The 23,968-nt window shown below is 36.7% G+C and carries 12 protein-coding genes and 1 pseudogene; 10 read left to right on the plus strand and 3 right to left on the minus strand.

Going from position 1 to position 23,968, the window contains the following annotated elements; all coding sequences use genetic code 11:
- The first annotated feature begins 153 nt into the window (after positions 1-153).
- The 8 genes from HX005_RS16380 (at position 154) to HX005_RS16415 (ending at position 19,733) form a co-directional block, all read left to right on the plus strand.
- The gene (locus HX005_RS16380) at positions 154-732 is read left to right on the plus strand and encodes a class I SAM-dependent methyltransferase (RefSeq protein WP_286378172.1); all 579 of its coding nucleotides are present in this window, start codon (positions 154-156) and stop codon (positions 730-732) included.
- A complete protein-coding gene (locus HX005_RS16385) occupies positions 732-1,349 on the plus strand; it encodes a GIY-YIG nuclease family protein (RefSeq protein ID WP_286378173.1) in 618 nt (205 codons plus the stop codon). The genes HX005_RS16380 and HX005_RS16385 overlap by 1 nt, the downstream gene beginning before the upstream one ends.
- An 11-nt stretch (positions 1,350-1,360) precedes the next feature.
- Positions 1,361-2,386 (plus strand): HNH endonuclease domain-containing protein, encoded by a 1,026-nt coding sequence (locus tag HX005_RS16390; RefSeq protein ID WP_286378174.1) that lies wholly within the window; start codon positions 1,361-1,363, stop codon positions 2,384-2,386.
- Positions 2,387-2,663: 277 nt separating this feature from the next.
- A complete protein-coding gene (locus HX005_RS16395; RefSeq protein WP_286378175.1) occupies positions 2,664-5,534 on the plus strand; it encodes a helicase-related protein in 2,871 nt (956 codons plus the stop codon).
- Between the two features lie 9 nt (positions 5,535-5,543).
- On the plus strand, positions 5,544-10,574 hold the full coding sequence (locus HX005_RS16400) for an Eco57I restriction-modification methylase domain-containing protein (RefSeq protein WP_286378176.1): 5,031 nt from the start codon (positions 5,544-5,546) through the stop codon (positions 10,572-10,574).
- A gap of 3 nt (positions 10,575-10,577) precedes the next feature.
- The gene (locus tag HX005_RS16405) at positions 10,578-16,958 is read left to right on the plus strand and encodes a DEAD/DEAH box helicase (RefSeq protein WP_286378177.1); all 6,381 of its coding nucleotides are present in this window, start codon (positions 10,578-10,580) and stop codon (positions 16,956-16,958) included.
- Positions 16,955-19,048, plus strand: a complete 2,094-nt coding sequence (locus tag HX005_RS16410) for a UvrD-helicase domain-containing protein (RefSeq protein ID WP_286378178.1) — start codon at positions 16,955-16,957, stop codon at positions 19,046-19,048. The genes HX005_RS16405 and HX005_RS16410 overlap by 4 nt, the downstream gene beginning before the upstream one ends.
- A gap of 280 nt (positions 19,049-19,328) precedes the next feature.
- Positions 19,329-19,733, plus strand: a complete 405-nt coding sequence (locus HX005_RS16415; protein ID WP_286378179.1) for a hypothetical protein — start codon at positions 19,329-19,331, stop codon at positions 19,731-19,733.
- 44 nt (positions 19,734-19,777) lie between these two features.
- Here HX005_RS16415 and HX005_RS16420 read toward each other — a convergent pair whose 3' ends face one another.
- Positions 19,778-20,170, minus strand: a complete 393-nt coding sequence (locus HX005_RS16420) for a hypothetical protein (RefSeq protein ID WP_286378180.1) — start codon at positions 20,168-20,170, stop codon at positions 19,778-19,780.
- A 146-nt stretch (positions 20,171-20,316) separates the two neighbouring features.
- On the opposite strand from HX005_RS16420, the gene HX005_RS16425 reads away from it, so the two are divergent.
- Together HX005_RS16425 and HX005_RS16430 are read left to right on the plus strand one after the other, a co-directional pair.
- A complete protein-coding gene (locus HX005_RS16425) occupies positions 20,317-20,931 on the plus strand; it encodes a hypothetical protein (RefSeq protein ID WP_286378181.1) in 615 nt (204 codons plus the stop codon).
- A gap of 287 nt (positions 20,932-21,218) precedes the next feature.
- Entirely contained in the window at positions 21,219-22,019 is an 801-nt protein-coding gene (locus HX005_RS16430; RefSeq protein WP_286378182.1) for an A1S_2505 family phage non-structural protein, read from the plus strand.
- Positions 22,020-22,096: 77 nt separating this feature from the next.
- Here the strand turns inward: HX005_RS16430 and HX005_RS16435 are convergent, their stop codons facing one another.
- Both HX005_RS16435 and HX005_RS16440 read right to left on the minus strand, forming a co-directional pair.
- Positions 22,097-22,492, minus strand: a complete 396-nt coding sequence (locus HX005_RS16435; protein ID WP_104469939.1) for a hypothetical protein — start codon at positions 22,490-22,492, stop codon at positions 22,097-22,099.
- Between the two features lie 352 nt (positions 22,493-22,844).
- Positions 22,845-23,273: pseudogene (locus HX005_RS16440) on the minus strand (guanosine-3',5'-bis(diphosphate) 3'-pyrophosphohydrolase); the annotation flags it as partial.
- Between the last annotated feature and the right edge of the window lie 695 nt (positions 23,274-23,968).

Consider the following 23,968-nt stretch of genomic DNA (forward strand, 5'->3'; position numbering starts at 1 on the left):
CAATTGCCCGTAGAATAAGTTTTTTTTTTATTAAAATAAAGCTCCTGTTTCATGAAGCAGAGTACTATCGGAACTATAAAAAATTTTTACTAAGAGGTTTTTTTAATCAATATTTTTGTAAACTAGATTTTTCTTTTAAATAGCCTTTGGAAAATGAACACTATTCATTATTACAATAAATACTCTTCTGAGTTTATAGAGTCGACTTTCGACGTGGATATGGAAAGTCTGTATCTTCCTTTTTTAAAAAATATTCCTGAGGGTGGTCTTGTCTTGGATTTAGGGTGTGGGTCAGGTCGAGACACGCTGGCATTTAAAAATAAAGGGTACAAGGTTGAAGCGATGGATTATTCCGAAGCATTGGTCGAGCAAGCCACGACGTTAACAGGAATCCAAATTCGTCATGAAAGTTTTTATGAACTAACAGATTCTAATCAATATGATGGCATTTGGGCATGTGCATCATTACTCCATTGTGATAGAAATCGACTCCCTGATGTTTTGAAGCGAATCTATAATGCTTTACGCCGTGGCGGAATATGCTATATGTCTTTTAAATATGGCAGCACAGATCGTGAAAAAGATGGTAGGGCATTTACAGATTTAGATGAAGTTCAAGCCAAGGAGTTATTAGATCAGTTGCAAGGTGTTGAAGTATTACAGCAATGGATCACAGTGGATAAACGCCCTGATCGCAATGAAGAGTGGCTAAATATACTTTGGAAAAAATAATGATGGATTTAATCCTTTCTCCCACTGTTATTTATTCACGGCGAGAATTAAAGGAAAATCTAAGACTTGTTCCTACTGAAAATGGCATCTATTTTTGGTGGATTAAGAATTTACCTGAAATTGTACCGTTAGAGGATTGCATTAAATTTGGAGAGTACTATCTCGTATATTCAGGTATTTCTCCAGATAAGAAGGGCAAGCCAAATAGTAAATCAACCTTAAAAATTCGGCTCAAAACACATTATTCTGGGAATGCAGAGGGTTCTACATTAAGACGAACTCTAGGTATTTTACTCGCTCAGCAGAGTGGTTTTCCTTTACGTCGTGTTGGTTCAGGTAAACGTATGACATTTACACATTTAGGAGAACAATGGTTGGACCAGTGGATGGATGAAAATACTCGTATTTCATGGGTACTTGATCCTGAACCATGGGTTATTGAGGAAAATACTCTCAAATCAGTTTCATTGCCCCTGAATTTAAAGGGAAATGAGCATGTTTTTAAAAGTAGTTTGTCTACTTTGAGAAAAGAAGCAATTATCCATGCAAGAATATTAGAAATTGCGAATGAACTAGGTATTCAACGAAAACATAGAAGTTCATTATCTGTTGATTAACGGGGAAACATATGTCCGAGTTTTACGAGATTGAGCCCTCTTTAGAAAACTATTGGCGAGCGGTAATTTTATTTGGGCGTAATGTAGCTTCGTATAAGTTTGCATTGGCTAAGTCACTTCATGAGTTAAAATTTTCTCCTAATTCAGTAATAACACTCGATCAACTTGCCGATCCATTTAGTCGCCATATCTGTGAGCATTTAAAATTAGTCGATAAGCAAGCAACTTCAAGCTCCAGTAAATTCTTAGATTTTTGTCGTGCCTTTAATGCAGGTGAAATAGATCAGCAAACTTTGATTGCAAAGACTGTGCAATATGGTTTTGTAAATGTGATTGATGCATTTCACAATGTTCATGGCCACGAACTGCCTAAAAGGTTTTTTATGGATGCCCGTAAAACCCATGGTGGCATCATTCTGACTGATGAGGTATTTCAGTTATTTGAGGCACAGAATGCGAGTGATTTAGTTAATGAAACTGAAGCAAGATGGCGTTTAGTTGAAACCGCTTGGGATATGAATTTACCGAAGCATTTGGTACAGATTGAGCATGATGATCAGGGAATATTGGTTGCTAACAATAAAATCAGACGTGTGAATGTCACTTCAGCAAAGTCAGCTTTAAATGGTTATCAAAAGAGTCGCTGTTTCTATTGTTTTATACCAATCACCATCGAGCAGCTATTCGAGCATTCTGCGGATGTAGATCATTTCTTTCCGCATAAGTTACGTGAATGTGATATTCAAAAACCAATCAACGGCGTAGCGAATTTGGTCTTGACATGTCCTACATGTAATCGTGGACAGCAGGGTAAGTTTGATCGATTACCTTCGTTGAATTTATTAGAGCGATTGCATAAGCGTAATGAGTACTTAATTACGAGCCATCATCCGCTTCGAGAGACTTTAATTGCTCAAACGGGATTCACTGAACCTACACGCCGTGGTTTTTTACAGGAAGCTTATAACTGCGCTACGTTGACGATGGGTGGCGGGAAGAAATGGGAACCAATTAGGGCGGGATCCAGTGTATTTTAAGCTGATAAATTTTTTAAAACTTTTTAATTATCAAATAAATGAAAAATAATCTTTTACTTGTCTTTATTTTGACCTAAATGTGATTAGAGTTTTTTTATATTTTGGTTAATATAACCTTGTATTTTTAATGATCTTATTCAACAGTTATTTGCTATGAGGGTGGTTTTATAACTGTGATTCAATACAAAGTTGAGGGCTTTGTAATTGAGGCATTTATGGTTTGCCATAGGTGGAATAAAGATGGAAACCATAATTTAAAAAATTGAGATAAGTGATTATGACGGGGAAATTTGCGCCTGGAGCTCGTGTAGAGATTCGTGATGAAGAATGGGTAATCCGACGCGTAGACCCAACCATGAATCATGGTGATCAGCTTACTTGTGAGGGAATATCAGAGCTAGTCCGAGGCAAAGAAGCCATTTTCCTGACCAAATTTGAAGATAAAATTCAAATTTTAGATCCTAAATTAACTAAGTTGGTGCCGGATACCAGTGCACAGTTTTCTCAAAGTTTATTATTTATTGAAAGTCAGCTTCGACAATCCACACCAAATGATTTAAAAATCCATATTGCCAAAGAAGCAGCAATGGATGTGGTTGAATACCAATTAGTCCCAACGTATCAGGCACTGAAACAGCCACGTCAGCGTATATTAATTGCAGATGCGGTAGGTCTAGGTAAAACACTTGAAGCAGGTATTCTGGTTACGGAGTTAATTCAGCGAGGTCGTGGCAAACGCATTTTAGTTCTGACATTAAAAAGTATGATGACGCAATTCCAAAAAGAATTCTGGAATCGATTTTCAATTCCGCTTATGCGTTTAGATTCGAATGGTTTACAACGTGTTCGTGGGCGTATCCCAACTAATCATAATCCATTCTATTATTATGATAAGTCGATTATCTCAATTGATACCCTTAAGCAAGACAATGAGTTTAAGTCCTACTTAGACAAAGCCTATTGGGACATCATTGTGATTGACGAAGTGCATAACGTTGCTGATCGAGGAACCAGTTCACAGCGTACTGAATTAGCGCAATTATTAGCACGTAAGTCAGATACTTTAATCATGCTTTCAGCAACACCACATGATGGTAAAGCTAAAAGTTTTGCAAGCTTAATGAATATGCTTGACCCAACGGCTATTTCTGATCCAAATAATTATAAGAAAGCTGATTTTGCGGATAAGGGGCTTGTAGTACGCCGTTTCAAACATGATATCAAAGATCAGGTCAAAGCTGAATTTAAGGACCGTAAGGTCTTTTCTTTGAAGCATCAAGCTTCTGCTCAAGAAGAGTTGGCTTATGAAGCTTTGTTTAAAGTACCGTTTACCATCAAAGGTCAATACAACAGTGATAAGCCTGGACAATTAGTTCGAATCGGCTTGCAGAAAGCACTATTTTCATCACCAGCAGCCTGCTTGAAATCTGTTGATCAACGAATCAAAACACTCAATGCTAAAGATGAGTCACTGACACCTGAGGTAGAACAGGAACTCGATCATCTTCAAGATTTGAAAGCCTGTCTAGATCAAATGAATTCAGCAAGCTTCACTAAATACAATAAGCTCATCGAATTGTTTAAAAGTCCTGAATTCAATTGGGATAAGCGAAATACAGATGATCGTATCGTTATTTTTTCTGAACGTATCGAAACACTGAACTTTTTAGAAAGTGCTTTAAATCGTGACTTGGGGCTTCATAAAGATCAAATTCAGCAATTGCATGGGGGAATGGATGATATTACCCAGCAAGACATTGTTGAAAAATTTAGTAAGCGCGAAGAAAAGGTCCGTGTATTACTGTGCTCTGATGTCGCGAGTGAGGGGATTAACTTACACCACTTATCTCACCGTTTAGTGCATTTCGATTTGCCATGGTCATTGATGGTGTTCCAACAACGTAATGGTCGTGTAGACCGTTATGGCCAAACCCAAGAGCCCGAGATTTATTATCTGATTACTGAAAGTAGTAATGAAACGATTCGTGGCGATGTTCGTATTTTAGAAATCTTGCAAGAAAAGGATGATCAAGCCTATAAAAATATTGGCGATCCAGCCACATTTCTTGGTGTTTATGATGTCGTAAAAGAAGAAGAGCTAGTGACAAATGCCATGCTGACCATGCAGGCAGAAGAATTTGATGCTCAATATACGCCTGAAAACGAACACAATGAAGGCGATGATATTTTAGCGGACTTCTTTAGTTCATTTGATGATGATCCGATTGTGGATATACAGCCACAAGAACAAAAAGACAATTTCAAACTATTTGAATGTGAATATGAATTTGCAAAAAGAGCACTGTCATATCTCAACAAAGACCAAAGACGTATCGCTGTTGAGTTCGAAGATGCGATTAAAAAAATAAAATTAACAGCTCCTGATGACTTAAAACAAAAATTTAAAGCTTACCCACCTGAAATTTATCCAGAGCATGGAGACTTTATTCTCACTGAAGATAAAGAAACCTATATGGATGTCGTTAAGGCTTCACGTAATCAAGAGAACTCTTGGCCAAAAGAACACTATTTATGGAAACGTCATCCTGTCGCTGAATGGTTACAAGAGCGTATGTTGGGCAATACAGGCCGTAATGAAGCTTTAGTGATTGGTCTAAACACCCAGCTTGAGAAAGATGAAGCGATTTTCTTAGTTTCTGCGCTTATTCCTAACCGTAAAGCACATCCTGTGATTTGGGAATGGTATGCCGTACAAACCAAAGAAAATCAAATTTCCAAAATTGAGCCATTAGAAGACATGCTGAATGTATATGGTCCAATCCTTAAAAAAGCCCCGAATACTGGTGCACCAGTCCATTTAGATGCTTTGCATGATTTACGATCCGCCGTAGTGGATGGGGTAATTCAAGAGGTTTTGAAGAGAAAAGTCAGCTTTGATGAAGAAATGCAACCAAAGCTTGCTGAACAGCTTGAAAAGTTAAGTGCTTTAAAAGGGAAGCAAGAACATCAGTTGCAACTTGATTTCAACCAAGGACTCGAGTCTGTTGCTCAAACCAAAAAAGAAGCTAAACAGCGTTATATCGATCAAGTATTTAAGGAATACGAGGTCTGGATAAAAGACACTTGGCAGACAGAAAGTTCACCTTATATTCAATTAATTGCCGTTATTGCAGCAACTCAAAACTAAGGATAGATCATGGCTATTAGTGACAATGCAGCGACTTATTTGGGCATTCAAAACGAAAATGAATTCTATTCAGCACATTATTTATCTGAAGTTTTCGATGGCGATATACGAGATTTAATTCAACAGTGGCAAGCAAAAGAACAACAGGACAGAGAAACCCAGCAAACCACTATCTTTGAACCGCCATATCAACGTTTAAAAAACTTAGCTCGTCCATATTTTAAAACACATGAAAAAATTCAGCGGGAACGTAGTCTCAAGGAATCTTTAGCAGAACGCCGAGAGCTACATCAGCAGTTGTTAGGTGCTTTGGATATTCCTTTTGCTCCATACAACCATGTTTTTTCTATTGGTAATAAGGATGTAGAGCTACCAGTTTTGTCTGCTTATCCAAGTCAGCAACAACCAAAATTAATGGTTGTGGAGGCTATCGATAAAGAACACGATGGTTTTGATCCATTTTCGCTAAGTCTGCTGAAAGAGCAATTTTTTGGACCTGGACCACATGCTGATGGTTTAGTTAAGAAAGCAAATGATGATGAAAATATACATTGGTCAGACATCATTAATGACCATATTTTCAAAATGCAGGAACCACCACGTTGGGTCTTGGTATTAGGCGATCGACAAGCGATATTGGTTGATCGCTTTAAATGGTTACAAAATCGTGTCTTGCGTTTTGATTGGGATGAAATTTTAGGTCGTAAAGATACGAAGACTCTACAAGCCACAGCAGCACTTTTATTTAAAGATAGTCTAGTCCCTGAAGATGGTGACTCGTTACTAGACAGTCTAGATGAAAATGCGCATAAGCATGCTTTTGGGGTATCTGAGGACCTGAAATATGCCTTACGAGAGGCAATTGAACTTTTAGGGAATGAAGCAACGGAACAACTTTTACAACGTAAGGATATTAGTTGGGCTGGTGAGAGGACAGGACTAAACCCAGATCAACTCTCAAGAGAGTGTCTGCGTTATATGTACCGCCTGTTGTTCCTGTTCTATATTGAAGCACGTCCTGAGTTAGGTTATGTGCCGATTAAATCCAGTCAAAGCTACTTAAAGGGATACAGTTTAGAAAGTCTACGTGACTTAGAAATGGTGCAATTACAAAGTGAGCAATCTTTAAAAGGACACTATTTCCATCATTCAATTCAGAAACTTTTTAACTTGATTCATACGGGTAAACCGCATGATCAAGGTGATCTTGCGCTTGAAGGAAGTTATAGTGCATCGAGTACGGGCTTAACGGGTTTTGATATTCATGCTTTAGACAGTCATTTATTTGACCCTAAAAGAACACCGTATTTAGAAAAAGTAAGATTTACCAATCAAACACTACAACGAGTCATCCGCTTGATGTCTTTGACCCGTGAAACCAGTGGTCGTGGTCGTCAACGCCGTGGTCGTGTCAGTTATGCACAGTTAGGCATTAACCAATTGGGTGCAGTTTATGAGGCGCTGTTAAGTTACCGTGGTTTCTTCGCAAAAGAAGACTTGTATGAGGTGAAGCGACCTCAGGACAATTACGATGAGCTTCATGAAGGCTACTTTGTTACTGCAAATGAAATTGACAGTTATGCAGATGACGAAAAAGTCTATGAGCGAAATGATGAAGGGTTAAAAGTCTTAAAAAAACACCCCAAAGGTAAGTTTATTTATCGCCTTGCAGGGCGTGACCGTCAAAAGTCGGCAAGTTATTACACTCCTGAAGTGCTGACCAAGAGTTTGGTGAAATACACCTTACGTGAAAAATTAGGTGCAGAATTAGAAAAAGTCACTGCAGATGACATTTTAAAACTGACGGTATGTGAGCCTGCTATGGGGTCGGCGGCCTTCTTGAATGAAGCCGTCAACCAATTGGCTGAAGCCTATTTAGTGAAAAAGCAATCCGAGCTCAATCAACGTATTGAGATGAAAGATTATCAACATGAATTACAGACGGTCAAAATGCACATTGCAGACCATAATGTATTTGGTGTGGATTTAAACTCGATTGCGGTTGAACTTGCTGAAGTGTCTTTATGGCTGAACTCGATTAATGGTTCTAATCAGGTGCCATGGTTTGGTTATCAGTTATTTAACGGTAACTCGCTGATTGGGGCACGTCGTCAGGTATATGAAGAGAAGCAGATTAAGACTAAATCTAAAACGGATAAGTGGTTTAACTTTGCACCGAAGCGTTTAGCACCTGAAAGTTTGGCACAGAAAAAATCAGATCGCGCCAAAACTGAAGTGTATCATTTCTTGTTGCCTGCCCCAGATATGGCAAACGTGACAGATAAAGATGCCAAAGCATTAAAACCTGAAAAATTTGAAATGATTCAGAATTGGCGTAAAGGCTTTTTATCTAATTTAGAAGCTTGGGAAATTGAGATCTTACAACAGTTTAGTGAAGTGATTGATGGGTTATGGACACAGCATACCCAAAGCTTAAGAGCCGACCGTGCCCGTACAGAAGATCAATTTAAAATTTGGGGGCAGGAATCTAAAGGTCAAACGACCACCACTGCGGTTAAAGATGAAATCCATGCCAACGGTATTTTCAACCACGATGCCCCAATTGCAACGCCGTATCACCGTTTGAAATTGGTGATGGATTATTGGTGTGCGTTGTGGTTTTGGCCAATTGAAAAAGCGGATTTACTGCCTGACCGTGCGACATGGATGATGGAGCTGAAGCTTGTACTGGAAAGTGAGGTATATGACTTCCATCAACCTGAACAGAGCGGTTTTGATTTTGATGCACCAGTAGTAGACACACGGCCTGCATTAACTGGTTTTGAAAAACCTCAGCATGATTTATTTAGTGATGACCAACTAAGCTTAACGGTACAAGAAGAGAAGCTGAGCCAAGTTTTAACGGCGAAAGGTGAATTGCATTTGCCGAGTCTTTATAAGCAACATCCGCGCTTACAACTAGTCAAAGAGCTTGCAGATAAGTTTAAGTTCTTCCACTGGGAACTGACCTTTGCGGATATTTTTGCCGACAGAGGTGGTTTTGATGTGATGTTGGGGAATCCGCCGTGGTCAAAGGTAGAATGGAATGAAAAAGCTGTATTAGGTGAATATGATCCAAGTGTTATCCTAAAGATAGCAGAAGGTAATATCTTAGATATCGATCGTGAAAAAGTATTTTTGAATAATAAAGAATTATCATATACGTGGTTTAGTGAGCTGGAAGAGGCTACTGGTGCACAATGTTTTTTAACGGCTAAGCAAAACTATTTAGTCTTATCTGGACAGAAATCCAATTTGTATAAATGTTTTTTACCTTTAAGTTGGCAACTATTGAATCAAGAAGGAGCTTGTGGCTTTGTCCACCCCGATTCTTTATTCGAAGAGGCTAATGGGGGGGCTTTAAGAAAAGAGGTATATTTACGATTACAAGCCCATTTTTCGTTTCAAAATCAATTAAAACTATTCGCGATTGATAATCAGAATATTTATAGCTTGAATATTTATTGTTCTAAGAAAAAGTTGAAACCTAATTTCTATGCAATTTCTAACTTATTTGCACCTTCAACAATAGACAATTGTTTTCTACATGATGGGAATGGCATAGTTGGGGGTATTAAGGATCAATTTGCTAAATGGAATACTAAAGGACATCAAAGTCGAATTATAAATGTAGATTATGAGCATCTATCTCTTTTTTCTAAATTATATGAAAGTAATATAGAAGATGTCTTGCATGCAAAATTACCAGCAATGCATTCTAAAGAATTATTTTCTGTTTTAAGCAAACTAGAAATATACGCAGTTAAATTATCCAGTTTATCAGGAAAACTATATTCGACTCAGTTTTGGAATGAGAAAAATACGGTAGCTGATAAAACGATTAAAAAAGTAACGAAATTTCCTCTGAATCTAAATGACTGGATTATTTCAGGCCCTCATTTTTTTGTTGGAAATATATTCCATCAATCGCCTAATGAAATTTGTAATACAAATAGAGCTTATACCAAAGTTGATCTATTAACTTTAAATGATGACTATATTCCTCGAACAAATTTCATTCATGGTAATAATTATTTAACAAAGATACCTCGTGTGAATTGGATAGATTTATCTCTAGTTCAAAATCGAAATAAATTATTAAATTTTCAGGAGAAGAATCAAATTATTCAGCCTTTAAAGACGACTAGTTACTTTAGAATGATACATAGAAGAAGGTTAAGTAGTTCTGGAGAAAGAACATTAATTAGTGCAATCATTCCAAAAAATGTTGCTCATGTACATTCGAATATTTCAACAACATTTAAAGAATATACAGCACTTATTGATTTTTATGGTGCAACTTTATCAGTCCCTTTTGATTTTTATGTAAAAGTAACTGGTAAAGATGACTTATATGCAAATGACCTATTAACTATGCCTTTTATAAGGAATAATCAAAGTATTAGGATTAGAGCTATATCTTTATCATGTATAACAAAAGATTTTGATGAATTGTGGGAAGAATGCTGGAGTGTCAATTATAAAAAAGATGAATGGACGGCTTCATATTTACTAAATACAAAATTTTTTAGAAGTTTGGATAAGAAATGGACTCGAAATTGTGTATTACGGACTGATTTCGAACGCCGTCAAGCACTTCTTGAAATTGATGTTCTCGTTGCAATGGAACTCGGTATGACATTGCAAGAATTGCTCACTATTTACCGTGTGCAATTCCCAGTCATGCAACAGTATGAACGTGAAACCTACTATGAGCAAAGTGGACGTATTGTCTTTACACCATCAAAAGGTCTAGTTGGTGTAGGTCTAGCACGTAAAGCAGGACCTCGTGATCCATCAGTCATTATTGAACACCCAGATGGTCGAAAAGAAAGCAAACCACTCGGTTGGACCGAAGCACAAAAACTGCCAGACGGCACAAAAATCCATAGAACTATTTTAGATGACACGCAACCGGGTGGACCTGTTGAACGTGTCATTACTTATACCAGTCCATGGTACTTACCAAATCGAGAAGAAGATTATAAACAAGCGTGGGACGTGTTTACAGCACGATTCAAAGCGCAAGAGGGTGTGTAAAGGATGTTTCCGAGTTTAATTTCAAAAGATATAGAGCAAGCATTAAAAAGTTTTATTACAACAGGGTACGAAACGGAAACACCACACTTTAAAGGTAAGTTTGAAGCATTTGTCGATCAAGATGCCAATGGAGAGGCTTTCTTCAAAGGACCTTATGTCTCTTTAGGGCTTCCTTTTGCCAAAAATCCCAAAGCAACTTGTCATTTTTTCCCAAACTTCAAAACGGAACACTCACCGTTTGCACATCAGGAAAAAGCATGGCAACGCCTTGTTGGGGAAACTGCAAAGCCGACCTTGGTGGCGACGGGTACAGGTTCGGGTAAAACAGAGTGTTTCTTATATCCATTGCTGAATCATTGTGTAGAACACGGTGCTAAAGGCATTAAAGCCATTATTATCTATCCAATGAATGCGTTGGCAACGGACCAAGCTAAACGCTTTGCAGAGGTGATTCATAACACCCCTGAACTGAAAAACCGAGTCAATGTGGGTCTATTTGTCGGTCAAGATGACAATGCCGCCAGTGGCACGAAACAAATGTCAGATACGCAAGTCATTACCGACCATGACACACTACGTAAGACACCACCAGACATTTTGCTGACCAACTATAAAATGTTGGATTACTTGTTGATGCGTCCAAAAGACCAAAGTCTTTGGGCACAAAATGAATCAGACACTTTAAAGTATTTGGTTGTCGATGAATTACATACCTTTGATGGTGCACAAGGTTCTGACTTGGCGATGTTGATTCGTCGTCTGAAAGCACATTTAAAAACACCAAAAAATCATTTGGTCACGGTGGGGACTTCAGCAACCATTGGCTCTGAAGAAAGCAAAGGGGATTTACTCGATTTTGTTTCTAAAATCTTTGATGCTGAGTTTACTGCTGACAGTATTATTGGTGAAACACGGGTCAGCCCAGCCGAATTCCAAGCGCCAATTGAGTATTACAGCATCTCTTATGACTTTGATCCAAAGCTGTTAAACCAACAGCAATTTGAATTGGAAGAAGAGTATCTAAAACATCAGGCATGGTTCTTCTTTGGTAAAGCATCTGATGGTGGTTTCGACCTTGATCCTCGCGATATGCAATCCCGCCAAGAATTAGGCTTAAAGTTAAAAAGCCATGCATTCTTCCTAAAACTGTTGAATGATGCGCAAACGCTGACACCATTTTCAAGTTTAGTCCCTGAAGCAAGAACATTACCACCAAGTCTCAGACCTTATTCTGAGTATATTCTGATGTCATTGTTGGCATTGGTGTCTCATGCACGTGGTAAAGATTACCCAGGACAACCCTTTGTTTCTTTAAGATTCCAAGCATGGATTCGAGAGCTGCGCCGTATTGTCGCCACGGTAAATAAAGACCCTGAGCATGTACATTTACACTTTCATGACGATTTAAAAAAACAAAAAGACCAAGTGGTTTTACCCGTTCTGCAATGTTCAGAATGTCATGCAACATCTTGGCTAGCGGCAGAGAAGATGGGTGATACCCAAATCGAAACGGACCTACGTAAATTGTATAACCGTTTCTTTAAAAACGATGTACAGGCCAAATATTTGATGCCGATTGCTCCTGAACAGTGCCATGATGTTACGGGCGTGGTGAGTTTTTTATGTGGTGAATGTTGTCACCACAGTGCGGTTAAAACAGATCAGTGTAATAAATGTGGCTCTAAAAACGTTGTTTGCGTTGTAGAAAGTGCTGAGATTAAAGAAGTTCAAGAAAAGGGTGTGAATACCAACAAAAAAGAGCGGACATGCCCATCTTGCCAATCACGTAACTCGCTGATCATCTTTGGTTCTCAAGCAGCAAGCCTAACTTCAGTTGCGATTAACCAACTGTTTTCAAATCAACTCAATCAAGATAAAAAAGTCATCGCTTTTTCTGACTCTGTTCAAGATGCTACCCATCGTGCTGGTTTTTATAGTGCACGTACTTGGGAAATGAACCTCAGAACAGGGATGGCACAGTACATTGCTAAACATGGCACTGTGCCTTATTTGGACTTTGTGGATCATTGGTTTGAAGATTATGAACTGAATGAGAAAAACCCAAATGGCTGGACCCATGAAAAGTTCATTACAGAATTTATTGCGCCTAATCTAGAGTCTCGTGAAACCTATATCGACATGAAAGAGGGTAAAAACCCTCAACTTGCACAATTATTGGCAGATATTAAACGTCGTCTTGCATGGGAAGCACTGCACGAGCTAGGTATTAAAAGCCAAACAGGGCGTTCTTTACGTCGTACTGGGGTGGCAACTTTGTATTGGGAAGCAACCTTAGTCCATCAAGCAGCGAATCAATTAAAACACGATGCACTTAATCATTTGGGATATGAGCTTTCCGAAAAACAAGCGCAACAAGTACTGTGGGGCATCTGCCTAAGGTTACGTAACCACGGCGCGATCTATCATCAGCTCTTAGAGGGTTATGTAGAGCGTGGCGGTGATTATTATATTTTAACCAATGACAAGACCTTACCCACCTTTGGTTCACACTCGCAATTACCCGTATTTCCTGCGAATGATAAATGTAAAAATTTTGAAAGTATCACACTTAAAAAAGGTCAAAGCTGGTATGAAAAGTGGCTGACTTTGGTTGTACATACAGAACAATTGGTGGCTAAAGACTTTTATAGCAATTTATTTGAATATTGCTTAAAAGCATTACAAAGCGTGGACTTAGTTGTTGAACGGGTGATTAAAATCAAAGATGCACGAGTTTGGGGCTTAAATCCGCAAAAACTGTTTGTTACTCATCAGCTCAGTACGTTTACCTTACGTGCTTCAGATAGTTTAGATTTATCCCAGGGCCATGGTGAGCTTAATGTTCCACAGCAATGGGATGATGAGATTGAAGATCTTCCGTCTTTACAGTTAAACGTAAAGAACAATACGCGGATGTATGTTTGGAAAAAAGATCGCCGGCCATTGAATAATTTTTATCGACATTTCTACTTGCATGGGCAAATTAACCGTGTAATTGGGCATGAGCATACCGGTTTATTGTCACGTTCATTACGTGAAAAAGTTGAAAATCAGTTTAAAGCCAAAGAAAAATCAGGTGAACGTAAGCCATGGTTTGAAAACCTATTGTCTGCGACACCGACATTGGAAATGGGTATTGATATTGGTGATCTATCATCGGTGATTTTGGCTTCAGTACCACCATCACAGGCAAGCTATTTACAGCGTATTGGTCGAGCTGGACGTTCGACGGGTAACTCTGTGGCGTTGACGGTTGCAAATGGACAGCCCCATGATTTGTATTTTTATGCTAATCCCTTACAAATGATGGCTGGAAATGTGGAGCCACCTGCAATTTTCTTAGAAGCATCCATGGTACTGAAACGACAATTATTTGCGTACTGTTTTGATGACTGGGGACGAGCAGAACAAGGTAAACAAAGTATTCCAGAAACCATGCAATTGGTGATTGGCGCAGTCAAAACCAACAATACAGACCGTTTCCCATATACGCTGATTGAATATATACGAACCAATCGTGATCGTTTATGGGATGAGTTTACTGAATTATTGCCTCATACAATGAATGCAGAGAATCGTGAGCGACTCAAAAAAGTTATTATCAATCACGATGCTGAAGAAGAGCAAATTGAATGGGTATTGATTAATCGAATTAAAGAATTAGCAGAAGAAATCAACCGTTTAAATGAGCAGAAGAGTGCATTAGAAAAAACGTTGAAGAAAACCCAAGCATTACCTGATGATGAAGAAAAGCAAAAGAAATTAGATGAGCTTCATCAAGAAATTACGGGTGTGGCAAGGCTTAAACGTAATATTTATAGCAAAGCAACTTTTAATTTTCTGACAGATGAAGGCTTACTGCCTAATTATGCTTTTCCAGAGGAAGGTACGACATTAAAGTCTGTCATTTTTAGAAAGTCATCAGATCCATCGAGTGCTTCACCGTATCATTCCGAAGAATATGAGTATACGCGTCCAGCACATGCGGCGATTAGTGAATTGGCACCGAATAGTATTTTCTATGCTTCGCGCCACAAGGTTGAGATTACACGGGTTGAAACAGCAAAAGGCAAAGCCATAGAACTGATGCGAATGTGCCCAAGCTGTAGTTATCATGAGACAGTGAGTGCAACGGTCACAACATCGAGTTGTCCGCGATGTGGCAATATTCAATGGGCAGATGTAAGGCAACAGTTCCCTGTATTGAAGCTCGTACAAGTGTATGCCAATACACTGAAATCGAAGGCAATGCTATCTGATGATAGTGAAACAAGAGAGCCATTATTCTTTAACAAACAGATGCTCGTGGATGTTGATCCACAGGATGTAGAACTTGCATATGCTTTTGAAAACGAAGATCGACCTTTTGGTTTTGAATTCGTTAAAAAAGCAAAATTTATTGAAATGAATTTTGGTGAAAGTACGGGCTCTACTGACTTAACCTTTTACATCGCTGGTAAGGAGTTAGAGCGCCCAGGTTTTAGAATCTGCAAGGAATGCGGCACTGTACAAGACAAAAAAGGCCCTGCAAAACATCAGCACTACTGTAGCTTTGCTAAAAATCAAGATGAAAGTGGCATTGAACAATGTCTGTATCTGTACCGCCAATATGTTTCAGAAGCCATCCGTATTCTTATGCCGAGTATGGCTGTAGCAACGCCAGATGAACAGATCAACTCTTTTGTTGCAGCAATGCAACTAGGGCTGAAAAAGAAATTTGGCGGTAAAGTTGATCATTTGCAACTGATGGTTTCTGAGCAACCTGTTGCTGGCAGTGACTTTAGAGAACGCTACTTAGTAATTTATGACAGCGTTCCTGGTGGTACGGGTTATTTACATGAATTGCTCGCGGACCCAAAGCATTTGTTAGATACATTTAAAGCAGCCCAAAAAGTAATGGCTGAATGCTCATGTCAACATGTCGTTCCTGAGGTGGATGGTTGCTATCAATGCTTGTATGCCTATCGTAATTCCTACGGTATGGAAAGCACTTCACGTAAAGTCGCTTTGAATATGTTGCATGAGTTATTACGTGATGATCCGACATTTAAAAAAGTTGAACACTTAGGGAAAGTGAAAAAAGTGGTTTGGGAGGATAGCCAGCTAGAAGTACGCTTCCCAGAAGCACTGAAAACATTTAATGAACCAGAATTACAACCCTTTGTTGGTGGTAAGAAAGTCAGTGTAAAAGTTGATTTGATCAAAGGCCGTAAGGCATATCATTTAAGTATTGATAAAGAACAATACCGTATGGAGATGCATGTCCAATTGGGTTCATCACAGGGCGTTGCTTATGCTTGTGAGCCAGACTTTATTATTTACCCAGAAAATAAAGAAGCAAAGAAAGCAGGCTTTAAACCGATTGCAATTTTCTTGGACGGTTATGAGTATCATGCACAAAGTGTGCATGATGATTTACTTAAACGTCAGGCACTGCTTCGTTCGGGACAGTATTGGGTCTGGTCTCTGACTTGGCATGATGTTGAATCAAGCTTTGCAAAAAATGAAGCTAAAGTTGCGAATGTATTCCCAAGTATTGTTGCAGAAACATCAGCGTATGCGGGACTGAAAAGAGCACATGAACAAAACTTGAAGCCATATACGCTCAATGATTTACAACTCAATAGTTTTAATTTATTGATGAAGTTCTTGAGCCACCCAAATACAGAGGATCTGCAAAAATTAAGTGCTGTACAAGCCTTACGTTTAGTCGATCCTAAACATAAATCAGATCAAAATTTAGCGCAATGGAAAACTTTTACTCAGTATTTTCCTTTGGAGTTTAATGAGCTTTCTCAAGCTAAATCTCTTATTTTAGGTAATATTTTTGAACTTGGTCATAACGAAAATCAGCTTAAATTAGCTTATGCCGCAGGTAATGGCATTATTAAAAGTCTTGATTTAAACGAACTAATGATTGGTATCCAAGTCCAATTGGGTGAAAAAAATCTCGAAGAAACTAAAGTGCTGTGGATGAAATTATGGCAACTCATGAATTGGCTGCAATTCTGTCCAAATCTGTACGCTGGTGAATTTAAACATACCAATGAGGGTGTGCATTCAAAATTGAATTGGGATACACCATCAGTATCGAATCATGATGATTGGTCATTTGTATTCGAAGAAGCGTCAGAAGTCATACATCCACTGTTATATGCATTAAAAGATCAGGGTGTTTCTATGCCTTTAGTTGGCTTTGAATTAGAAGGATCTAAAGGTGAAATTCTGGCAGAAGCAGAATTGTTATGGAATGATCAAAAAATCATTGTACTTTTGCCTTATCAATTAGATGACAAAGAAGTATTCGAACAACATGGGTATCACGTATACCTATTTGAAGATAATTTGGAAATATTAGTAACTGAATTGGGGGATAAGTTATGAAAACAAATTTAAAGCTGGCTTTTTCTGATGGATATTTTGCATCACTGAATAAATTGCCATCAAATATTCAGGCAAAAGTAAACCAACAGATTATGAAGTTTATGGTAAATCCCTCTTTGCCTGGTTTTAATCTAGAAAAATTACAAGTTGTCAAAGATGATAGCTTTAGATCCTTACGAGTAGATCAGACCTATCGCATTATTGTCTCAGAGCAAGGCAATATTCTGTTATTGCTTTGGGTAGATCATCATGATGATGCCTACGCTTGGGCGAAGACGCACAAATGTAATATTAATGCAGAGACAGGGGCTATTCAGCTTTATCAGAGTGAAGTTCAAGCTATGGTCCTTGAACCTCAGGATACAACGGAAAGCTTATTCAACTCTTTACGTGATAAACAATTGATGAAACTAGGGGTACCAAAAGACTTAATCCCTCAAGTTCGATTATTACAAACTGAAGAAGAGCTAGATCAGTTACAAGCTAACTTACCCGAAGATGCCTATGAAGGCTTATTCTTGTATCTAGCTGGTCAAAGCTATGAGTCAATTCTTGCTGAGCGTGAAATTGCTGAAGATAGTCAATTTAGCACGACTGATTTTGAGGCTGCACTTACTAGAGATCAGTCATTAGCTAAATTCTCTGTGGTCTCAGGTGAGACTGAGTTGGAAGAGATGTTGAGTGCATCGCTTGAAAAATGGCGAGTGTTCTTACATTCATCGCAACGTAAACTTGCAACAGGGCATAAAAAAGGAGCTGTTCGTGTTTTAGGTGGCGCTGGTACGGGTAAGACAGTAGTGGCTATGCACCGGGCAAAATGGTTAGCGGAAAATTTAACTAATTCGAATCATAAAATTCTATTTACGACTTTTACGAAGAACTTAGCACAAGATATTGAAGATCAGCTTAGAAGCTTATGTGGAGAGACTTTACTGCAAAAAATTGAAGTCGTGAATTTAGATCGATGGGTTCAGTATTTCTTACGTAAACAAAAATATGATTTTGAGATTGTCTACAGTCGAGAAAAGTTAGACGAGCATTGGAAAACAGCTTATGCAGAAATGTCACCAGATTTGACATTAAGCTTAGAGTTTTTCAAAGAAGAATGGCTGCATGTAATACAGCCACAAGGCATTACCTCACTTGAGGAATATAAGCAGGCACGCCGTGTAGGACGAGGAACGCGTTTAAGTCGAGCAGATAAAATTAAAGTTTGGGATGTTTTATCTGAATATAGACGGTTACTGAATCAACATGGGATTAAGGAAATTTCAGATGCCTATCGCGATGCAGCAGACTATATCAAAGTGAATGATATAGATTTTCCTTATCAAAGTATTGTCGTGGATGAAGCCCAAGATATGGGGCCACAGGCATTCAAGTTATTGAGAGCGATTGTGCCAGAGCAAGAAAATGATCTCTTTATTGTTGGTGATGCGCATCAGCGTATTTATGACCAAAATAAGGTAGTGTTGAGCCAAGTCGGTATCAATGTTCGTGGACGATCAGCTAAACTCAAAATTAATTATCGAACAACAGATGAAATTAGAAAATTTGCAAGTTCAATCTTAAATGCTATGCCAATAGATGACTTAGATGGTGGTGAGGACGACAATACTTTGTATAAGTCTCTGACGCATGGTCCTGCACCATTTATCCTTGATAGTAGTCAAAATTTTGAAGAGCAAATGCAGAAAATATTTGCCTTTATTGATCAAGTCTCTTATCCATTGGATAGTATTTGCATTGTTGCAAGAACGAATGCAGAAGTTGATAAAATCGCTCTACAATTCAATGCTGAGAAGCGGAAATTTCATAGAATTGAAACCTCTGAAACGCATGCTCCAAAAGATGTCGTAAAAATTGCAACGATCCATCGTGTTAAAGGCTTGGAATTTGATTTAATTATTTTAGCATCTTGTAATGAGGGGCTTATACCATTGAAGAACGCCGTGGAGCATAAAGCAGATCAAGTTTCTCAGATAGAAGCAGATGCACATGAGCGTTCACTGGTATTTGTTGCTTTAACGCGTGCTAAGAAAGAAGTAGTTATTTCTTCTTATGGGGGGAAGAGTAAGTATTTAATTTAGTGAAAGCTAATGAGTTAATAGTTTTAATTGGATGATAAATACAAGATTAAAGTCTATAAATAATTTTATGGAAATATTTTCATAAGTAATGGATGATCGCTTAGGCGATCATCCATTACGAGGGTTTTAAAAAAAATATATATTGAAAAATTGGAAGATAAGAAATATGGAACGACATGGTATGACGTTTTCATTCTTTAATTAAATCTCATCATTTGAATTTATGTTTATGTAATAGATATAATCATATAACACAAAATATATAATTGAGGGAAATAAGGTGCCAATGATAATCCAGCATATAGATGCCATTGCTAGAAAAAAAGGAAGAGATGTACTTTTTGTTGGCTTCAGTGAAATGAAAATTGAAAATCACAATTATAAAGAGTTAACTGAGCGAAATGAATTAATAAAATGGCTAAATGATAATAACATCTCATTTGAGTGTTGTTATGGTATGGCTAGTGATAATACTATACAGCAACCATATCTAGGTGATTTATTTTTAGATGTTAGTTTTAATCAAAACGATCCTTTATATATTAAATTAGAACAGCATTTAGAAAATAAAGATGGAAGCCCAAAAATTCCAGGTGTGAAATTTTATTATTGTTCATTAGATTTAGCTATGAAAAATTCGCATCATGATGCCTCAGATTTTTTTGAAGAAGAGGATTTTCAATAGTAGGTTTTTTGGGGACAAAGTGATAGATATAAAAAATAATTTTATTAATCATTGGTTTCTCCAAATAAAGTTGGAAAGTAGACCATTTGGGATGTTTCCTCTCTAAATTCTTTTTCATCAAAAACTACATGTCCAATTTGAGAAAATAGATCAACTGAAGGATCATCCTTTTTTAATAATACGATTTTAGGACAAGTGACCTTTAGTAGATTTGGGTCTATTTTTGAGTATTCAGGATAATACATTCCACAACTTAACCAATATCTAGTTGCCAGTTCCAATACTAAATTATTCTCTGATGTTGATTCGGCAATTAAAACAGTATCATTGCAATCTAATACTGCAATTTGGGCTTCATAATCATCTTTTAGATTGATTTTCATTTCAATAAATTCTGATGGGCCTGATTGATGTTCTTTAAGAGTAAAAAGTATCATTTATCACCTTTTAAATTGTAAACTACTTTCTTGAAGTTATTGTCTAAACTATAGTTTTTATTCTATAACTAATTTTAGTTTATAGTATGCTATAAATTTAGCAAAGAATGAATTCCATATCTTAAACCTCTAAAAAGTAAAAAAGTATGAATATTGATCACACGCTAGAAGTTAAACAAAACTCATTTCTTTTAAACCAAATCCTACCATTAAGTGATGAAGCACAAAGTACTTCACTATATATTATTCCAGCCTTTTCTATACCAGAAGATCTTTCAGAGGATTGTCGGAAAAATATTATTGATATTACTGCAGCTTTGTTCAGTTTAAGATATCCATTTGGGCAGATCACACTAAAGCTTTCGGAAGAGAAAAGCATACAGAATAAATATTTCTTTTGGGTAAAGCAGCCAATTGGTTTATCTGAAGATGATTTTAATTATGCATTAAATAAGATATGTAATTTTTTCAGCCTCAATGTGACATGTCTAATTAAGACAGATAAAGGAATGGCTGATGTGAAAATATATACTACCGATCTAGTAAAAAATATAAATTTAGAAACTAGACAACTCTCAGAAACTTTAGTATCTGATTTCTGGATTCTATTTAAAAATGAACAGCAAGAAATTTTAGAAATTAGATCTTCTGATGAGACTGAAATAGCAAATGAGCCACAAACAATTTTGGGTAAGTTGGCAAGAAAACTTAAAACTGATCAAATTATGGTGGAATTAAATTTATTATCTTCCCGATCGTGAAAAAATATTAGGGGGAGACATTAAATAAAATTGCCATTTCCTGACAGTTTTACTGATATTCAACTCTTATGTAAATATAGTAGTTGTTTTTGCTCAAAATATGCTGCCAATTATCAATCTTATAATATGGATTGGTTCTTATTTCAAGGAATACTGATTTTTATTCAAGGTGTATCAGCAATTTTTTCACCTAATCAATGACCTGGCTCAATTGATATAACACACCTTAATTTAGCTAGAGATTATTAATCATTTTATAAAATTCAAACTATCAAGAGAGGTAGTAAATGTACGAGTATCATGAAAATGAATTAAGAACGAGCTTGGATGAAAATCAAATATTTGTTTTTGGAAGTAATTTAGCAGGAGTACACAAAGCTGGTGCTTCAAAACAAGCAATAGAATTCTTTGGTGCCCAAACAGGTTGTGGGAAGGGTATGTCGGGAAAAAGTTACGCTATACCCACGGCAGATCAAAAATTAAAACCTTTACCACTTGCTGATATTCAACGATATGTAGAAGAATTTAAAAAGTATGTTTTGGATCATCCTAAACTCGTCTTTTATATTTTACCAATAGGCTGTGGGCGTGTTGGGTATCAAGCAGAAGATATAGCTCCTTTATTTATAGGAATCTCCAAAAATGTTGTTTTACCACATCAATTTGTTGAAATTATTGAAGTTATTCAAAATTCTAAAAGTCAACTGAAGTTAAAACTGTTTGAATGGATCTATAAAAGTGGGATTGCTTATCAAGTTGCCGATGAAATAGAAAATACATTTACAACACGGTTATTGGGGTTAACAAAATTTAATGCTTTGGACAGATCACTTTTAAAAATTGCCTGTAAACAACGTTCATACCCGCAACTAAGTGATATTGAATTTGATGAATTAATAGCTGTTTTAAGAGAGCTAGATTCTATTTTCTTTTTTGAAACAAACTCGGAAGGACCTTTATTAAGAGTGAGCAAGCTTTGGAATTTAATAAAATTATACGACATTGAGATAGAAGATTTTAAAACGTTATGGTCATCCAAATACAAACCAGATCCCTATGCCGAAGCTAGAAGAATTATGGGAATGTAATAATTTAATAGCTTGAATCACGCTAATCCTTATCGAAAGCATAGGCTTAAACGTGATTCAGGTTAAGATTGATAAAGTTAGAAATTATTTTCTACATAAACATAAAAATCTTTACCTAAACGATCATATCGGAATGGTGTAGAGGTATGCGTCATCCAGCGTTGTAAAAGCTTTTCATAGACATCTGCTTTTTTCATTGAAGTAGCATTAAAGGTCCAATATTGGATTTTGTATTTATATATGATCTGTTCAATACGCTTACTTACAATATTAAAAATCTTTAAAGCAGGTAGTTTTAAATTTAAATCTTCATAAATCGGATCATCTCGAAATAATGCCATTTCAGGATGCTTCTTAAAGTTAATATTTAATCGGGTACGAGGAGGGCGGTCTAGATAAAAGGAAAAATTATAGTGATTGAATTGAAGAATATAATGTAAGTTATCTATATAAAGATCTTCTTTAATAATCATTTATATCCTTTTCAAAATGGAATTGCATAAAAGTTTCGAACATACTCCGGAATAATGCTTGACTATCGTCATCCTGAAATATTTGACCGAAGTAATCTAGGTCCGTTGTATTGATGAGCTGAAGATAAACTACTTCTAAAGGCACAATACCTTTACGTTTACAGTAAGCAAAATATGCACTGGTATCTTCAAATAAAATCCACCATTCTTGTGGAAGACCAATATTTAAACCGCCAATTTCATGTTGTTCGTCAAACATGGCATTGAGTATATATTGATAATTTTTACGCAAACTTCGATAAGTAAATGCTGGATAATCGATATCAATATTTAACCAAGTGAGATGGTCATATATGTTTTGTGCATTAAGTAAGATATCTCTAATTTTCAAATATTGGTTGAATCTAGCTAGGTCTTTGGCTGAAATAGTCGGTAATCGAGATAAGTTCATATTGTCACTTAAATCAGCTAGTTTTACTTCACAAGCAATTGCATTCTTTACAGTACGCTGTACCGCTTGAAAACGATTTTCACCATCTTTTTTAGTGACGGCCTGTACCGCATCAACAATTTTACTGCTAAAGCCAAGAGCAAGAAGATCGTCGGCAGAAGTTGGTGTATCTTCTAAAATGTCATGTAATACAGCTACTATTTTAGCATCGGGGTGTTGTACTTTTTGCATGATCCGTAACGGATGAAGAATGTAAGCCTGTCCAGCTTTATCCACTTGACAAAGGTGTTGTTTGGTAGCGAAAAAAATCGCTTTTTCTAAAGTAGAAATATGTCAGTCCTCTATTATTCAATTATATTTTATTCTTAGATATTAACAAATTAGTGAATATGGATATATCCATTTTTACTCCTAAACGACATGTAGTGTCGCTTAATTTTCATAACATACCCCCTGGTAGAAGCTGCTCTTCTAGCATTTAATCCTTATAACTCTCGGACAAGCGGTTTGGCACTTTCTTCAATTTTCGATTACTCACATATTTATCTTTATCTTGCCAATGATGTTAATGCCTAAGGTAAGGAGGAATGCTTTGTTGATGACTACTATAAAGAGTAATCCATTTACATGCTCAGGTTGGGAGTATTAAGCGGATGGTTTTAACATTCAACAACTTGTTCCTCTAACAGTTTTTACAGTATACGATTTCCTTTGGATACATCAATATGCGACATGGTGTCGCATATTAATTCTTAATTTAATTGAATTTAAAATAATGTACTAGTGAATAACTATGAATATAAAATTAAATTTCTCTTATCTAAAGTTTAATTTTTAATATTTGATTCGCGGGAATATTTGTGTATTTCTATTGGTTTTTATCTATATATTTTTTAATGGTTGGTGAGGAGGAGGTTTATTATATTTTGTGAGAATATTTATTAATTATAATTAATTTGTTTATTTTTTAATAATTATTAAATTATAAACTTTGATTTGACCTCAATCAATTACTGTTAATTTTT

This window comes from Acinetobacter sp. R933-2, from assembly GCF_030325485.1.
Lineage (GTDB): Bacteria > Pseudomonadota > Gammaproteobacteria > Pseudomonadales > Moraxellaceae > Acinetobacter > Acinetobacter sichuanensis.

Coding starts and splice junctions, on each gene's coding strand:
- HX005_RS16380 (WP_286378172.1), top strand. CDS start 154: ATGAACACTATTCATTATTACAATAAATACTCTTCTGAGTTTATAGAG.
- HX005_RS16385 (WP_286378173.1), top strand. CDS start 732: ATGATGGATTTAATCCTTTCTCCCACTGTTATTTATTCACGGCGAGAA.
- HX005_RS16390 (WP_286378174.1), top strand. CDS start 1,361: ATGTCCGAGTTTTACGAGATTGAGCCCTCTTTAGAAAACTATTGGCGA.
- HX005_RS16395 (WP_286378175.1), top strand. CDS start 2,664: ATGACGGGGAAATTTGCGCCTGGAGCTCGTGTAGAGATTCGTGATGAA.
- HX005_RS16400 (WP_286378176.1), top strand. CDS start 5,544: ATGGCTATTAGTGACAATGCAGCGACTTATTTGGGCATTCAAAACGAA.
- HX005_RS16405 (WP_286378177.1), top strand. CDS start 10,578: ATGTTTCCGAGTTTAATTTCAAAAGATATAGAGCAAGCATTAAAAAGT.
- HX005_RS16410 (WP_286378178.1), top strand. CDS start 16,955: ATGAAAACAAATTTAAAGCTGGCTTTTTCTGATGGATATTTTGCATCA.
- HX005_RS16420 (WP_286378180.1), bottom strand. CDS start 20,170: ATGATACTTTTTACTCTTAAAGAACATCAATCAGGCCCATCAGAATTT.
- HX005_RS16425 (WP_286378181.1), top strand. CDS start 20,317: ATGAATATTGATCACACGCTAGAAGTTAAACAAAACTCATTTCTTTTA.
- HX005_RS16430 (WP_286378182.1), top strand. CDS start 21,219: ATGTACGAGTATCATGAAAATGAATTAAGAACGAGCTTGGATGAAAAT.
- HX005_RS16435 (WP_104469939.1), bottom strand. CDS start 22,492: ATGATTATTAAAGAAGATCTTTATATAGATAACTTACATTATATTCTT.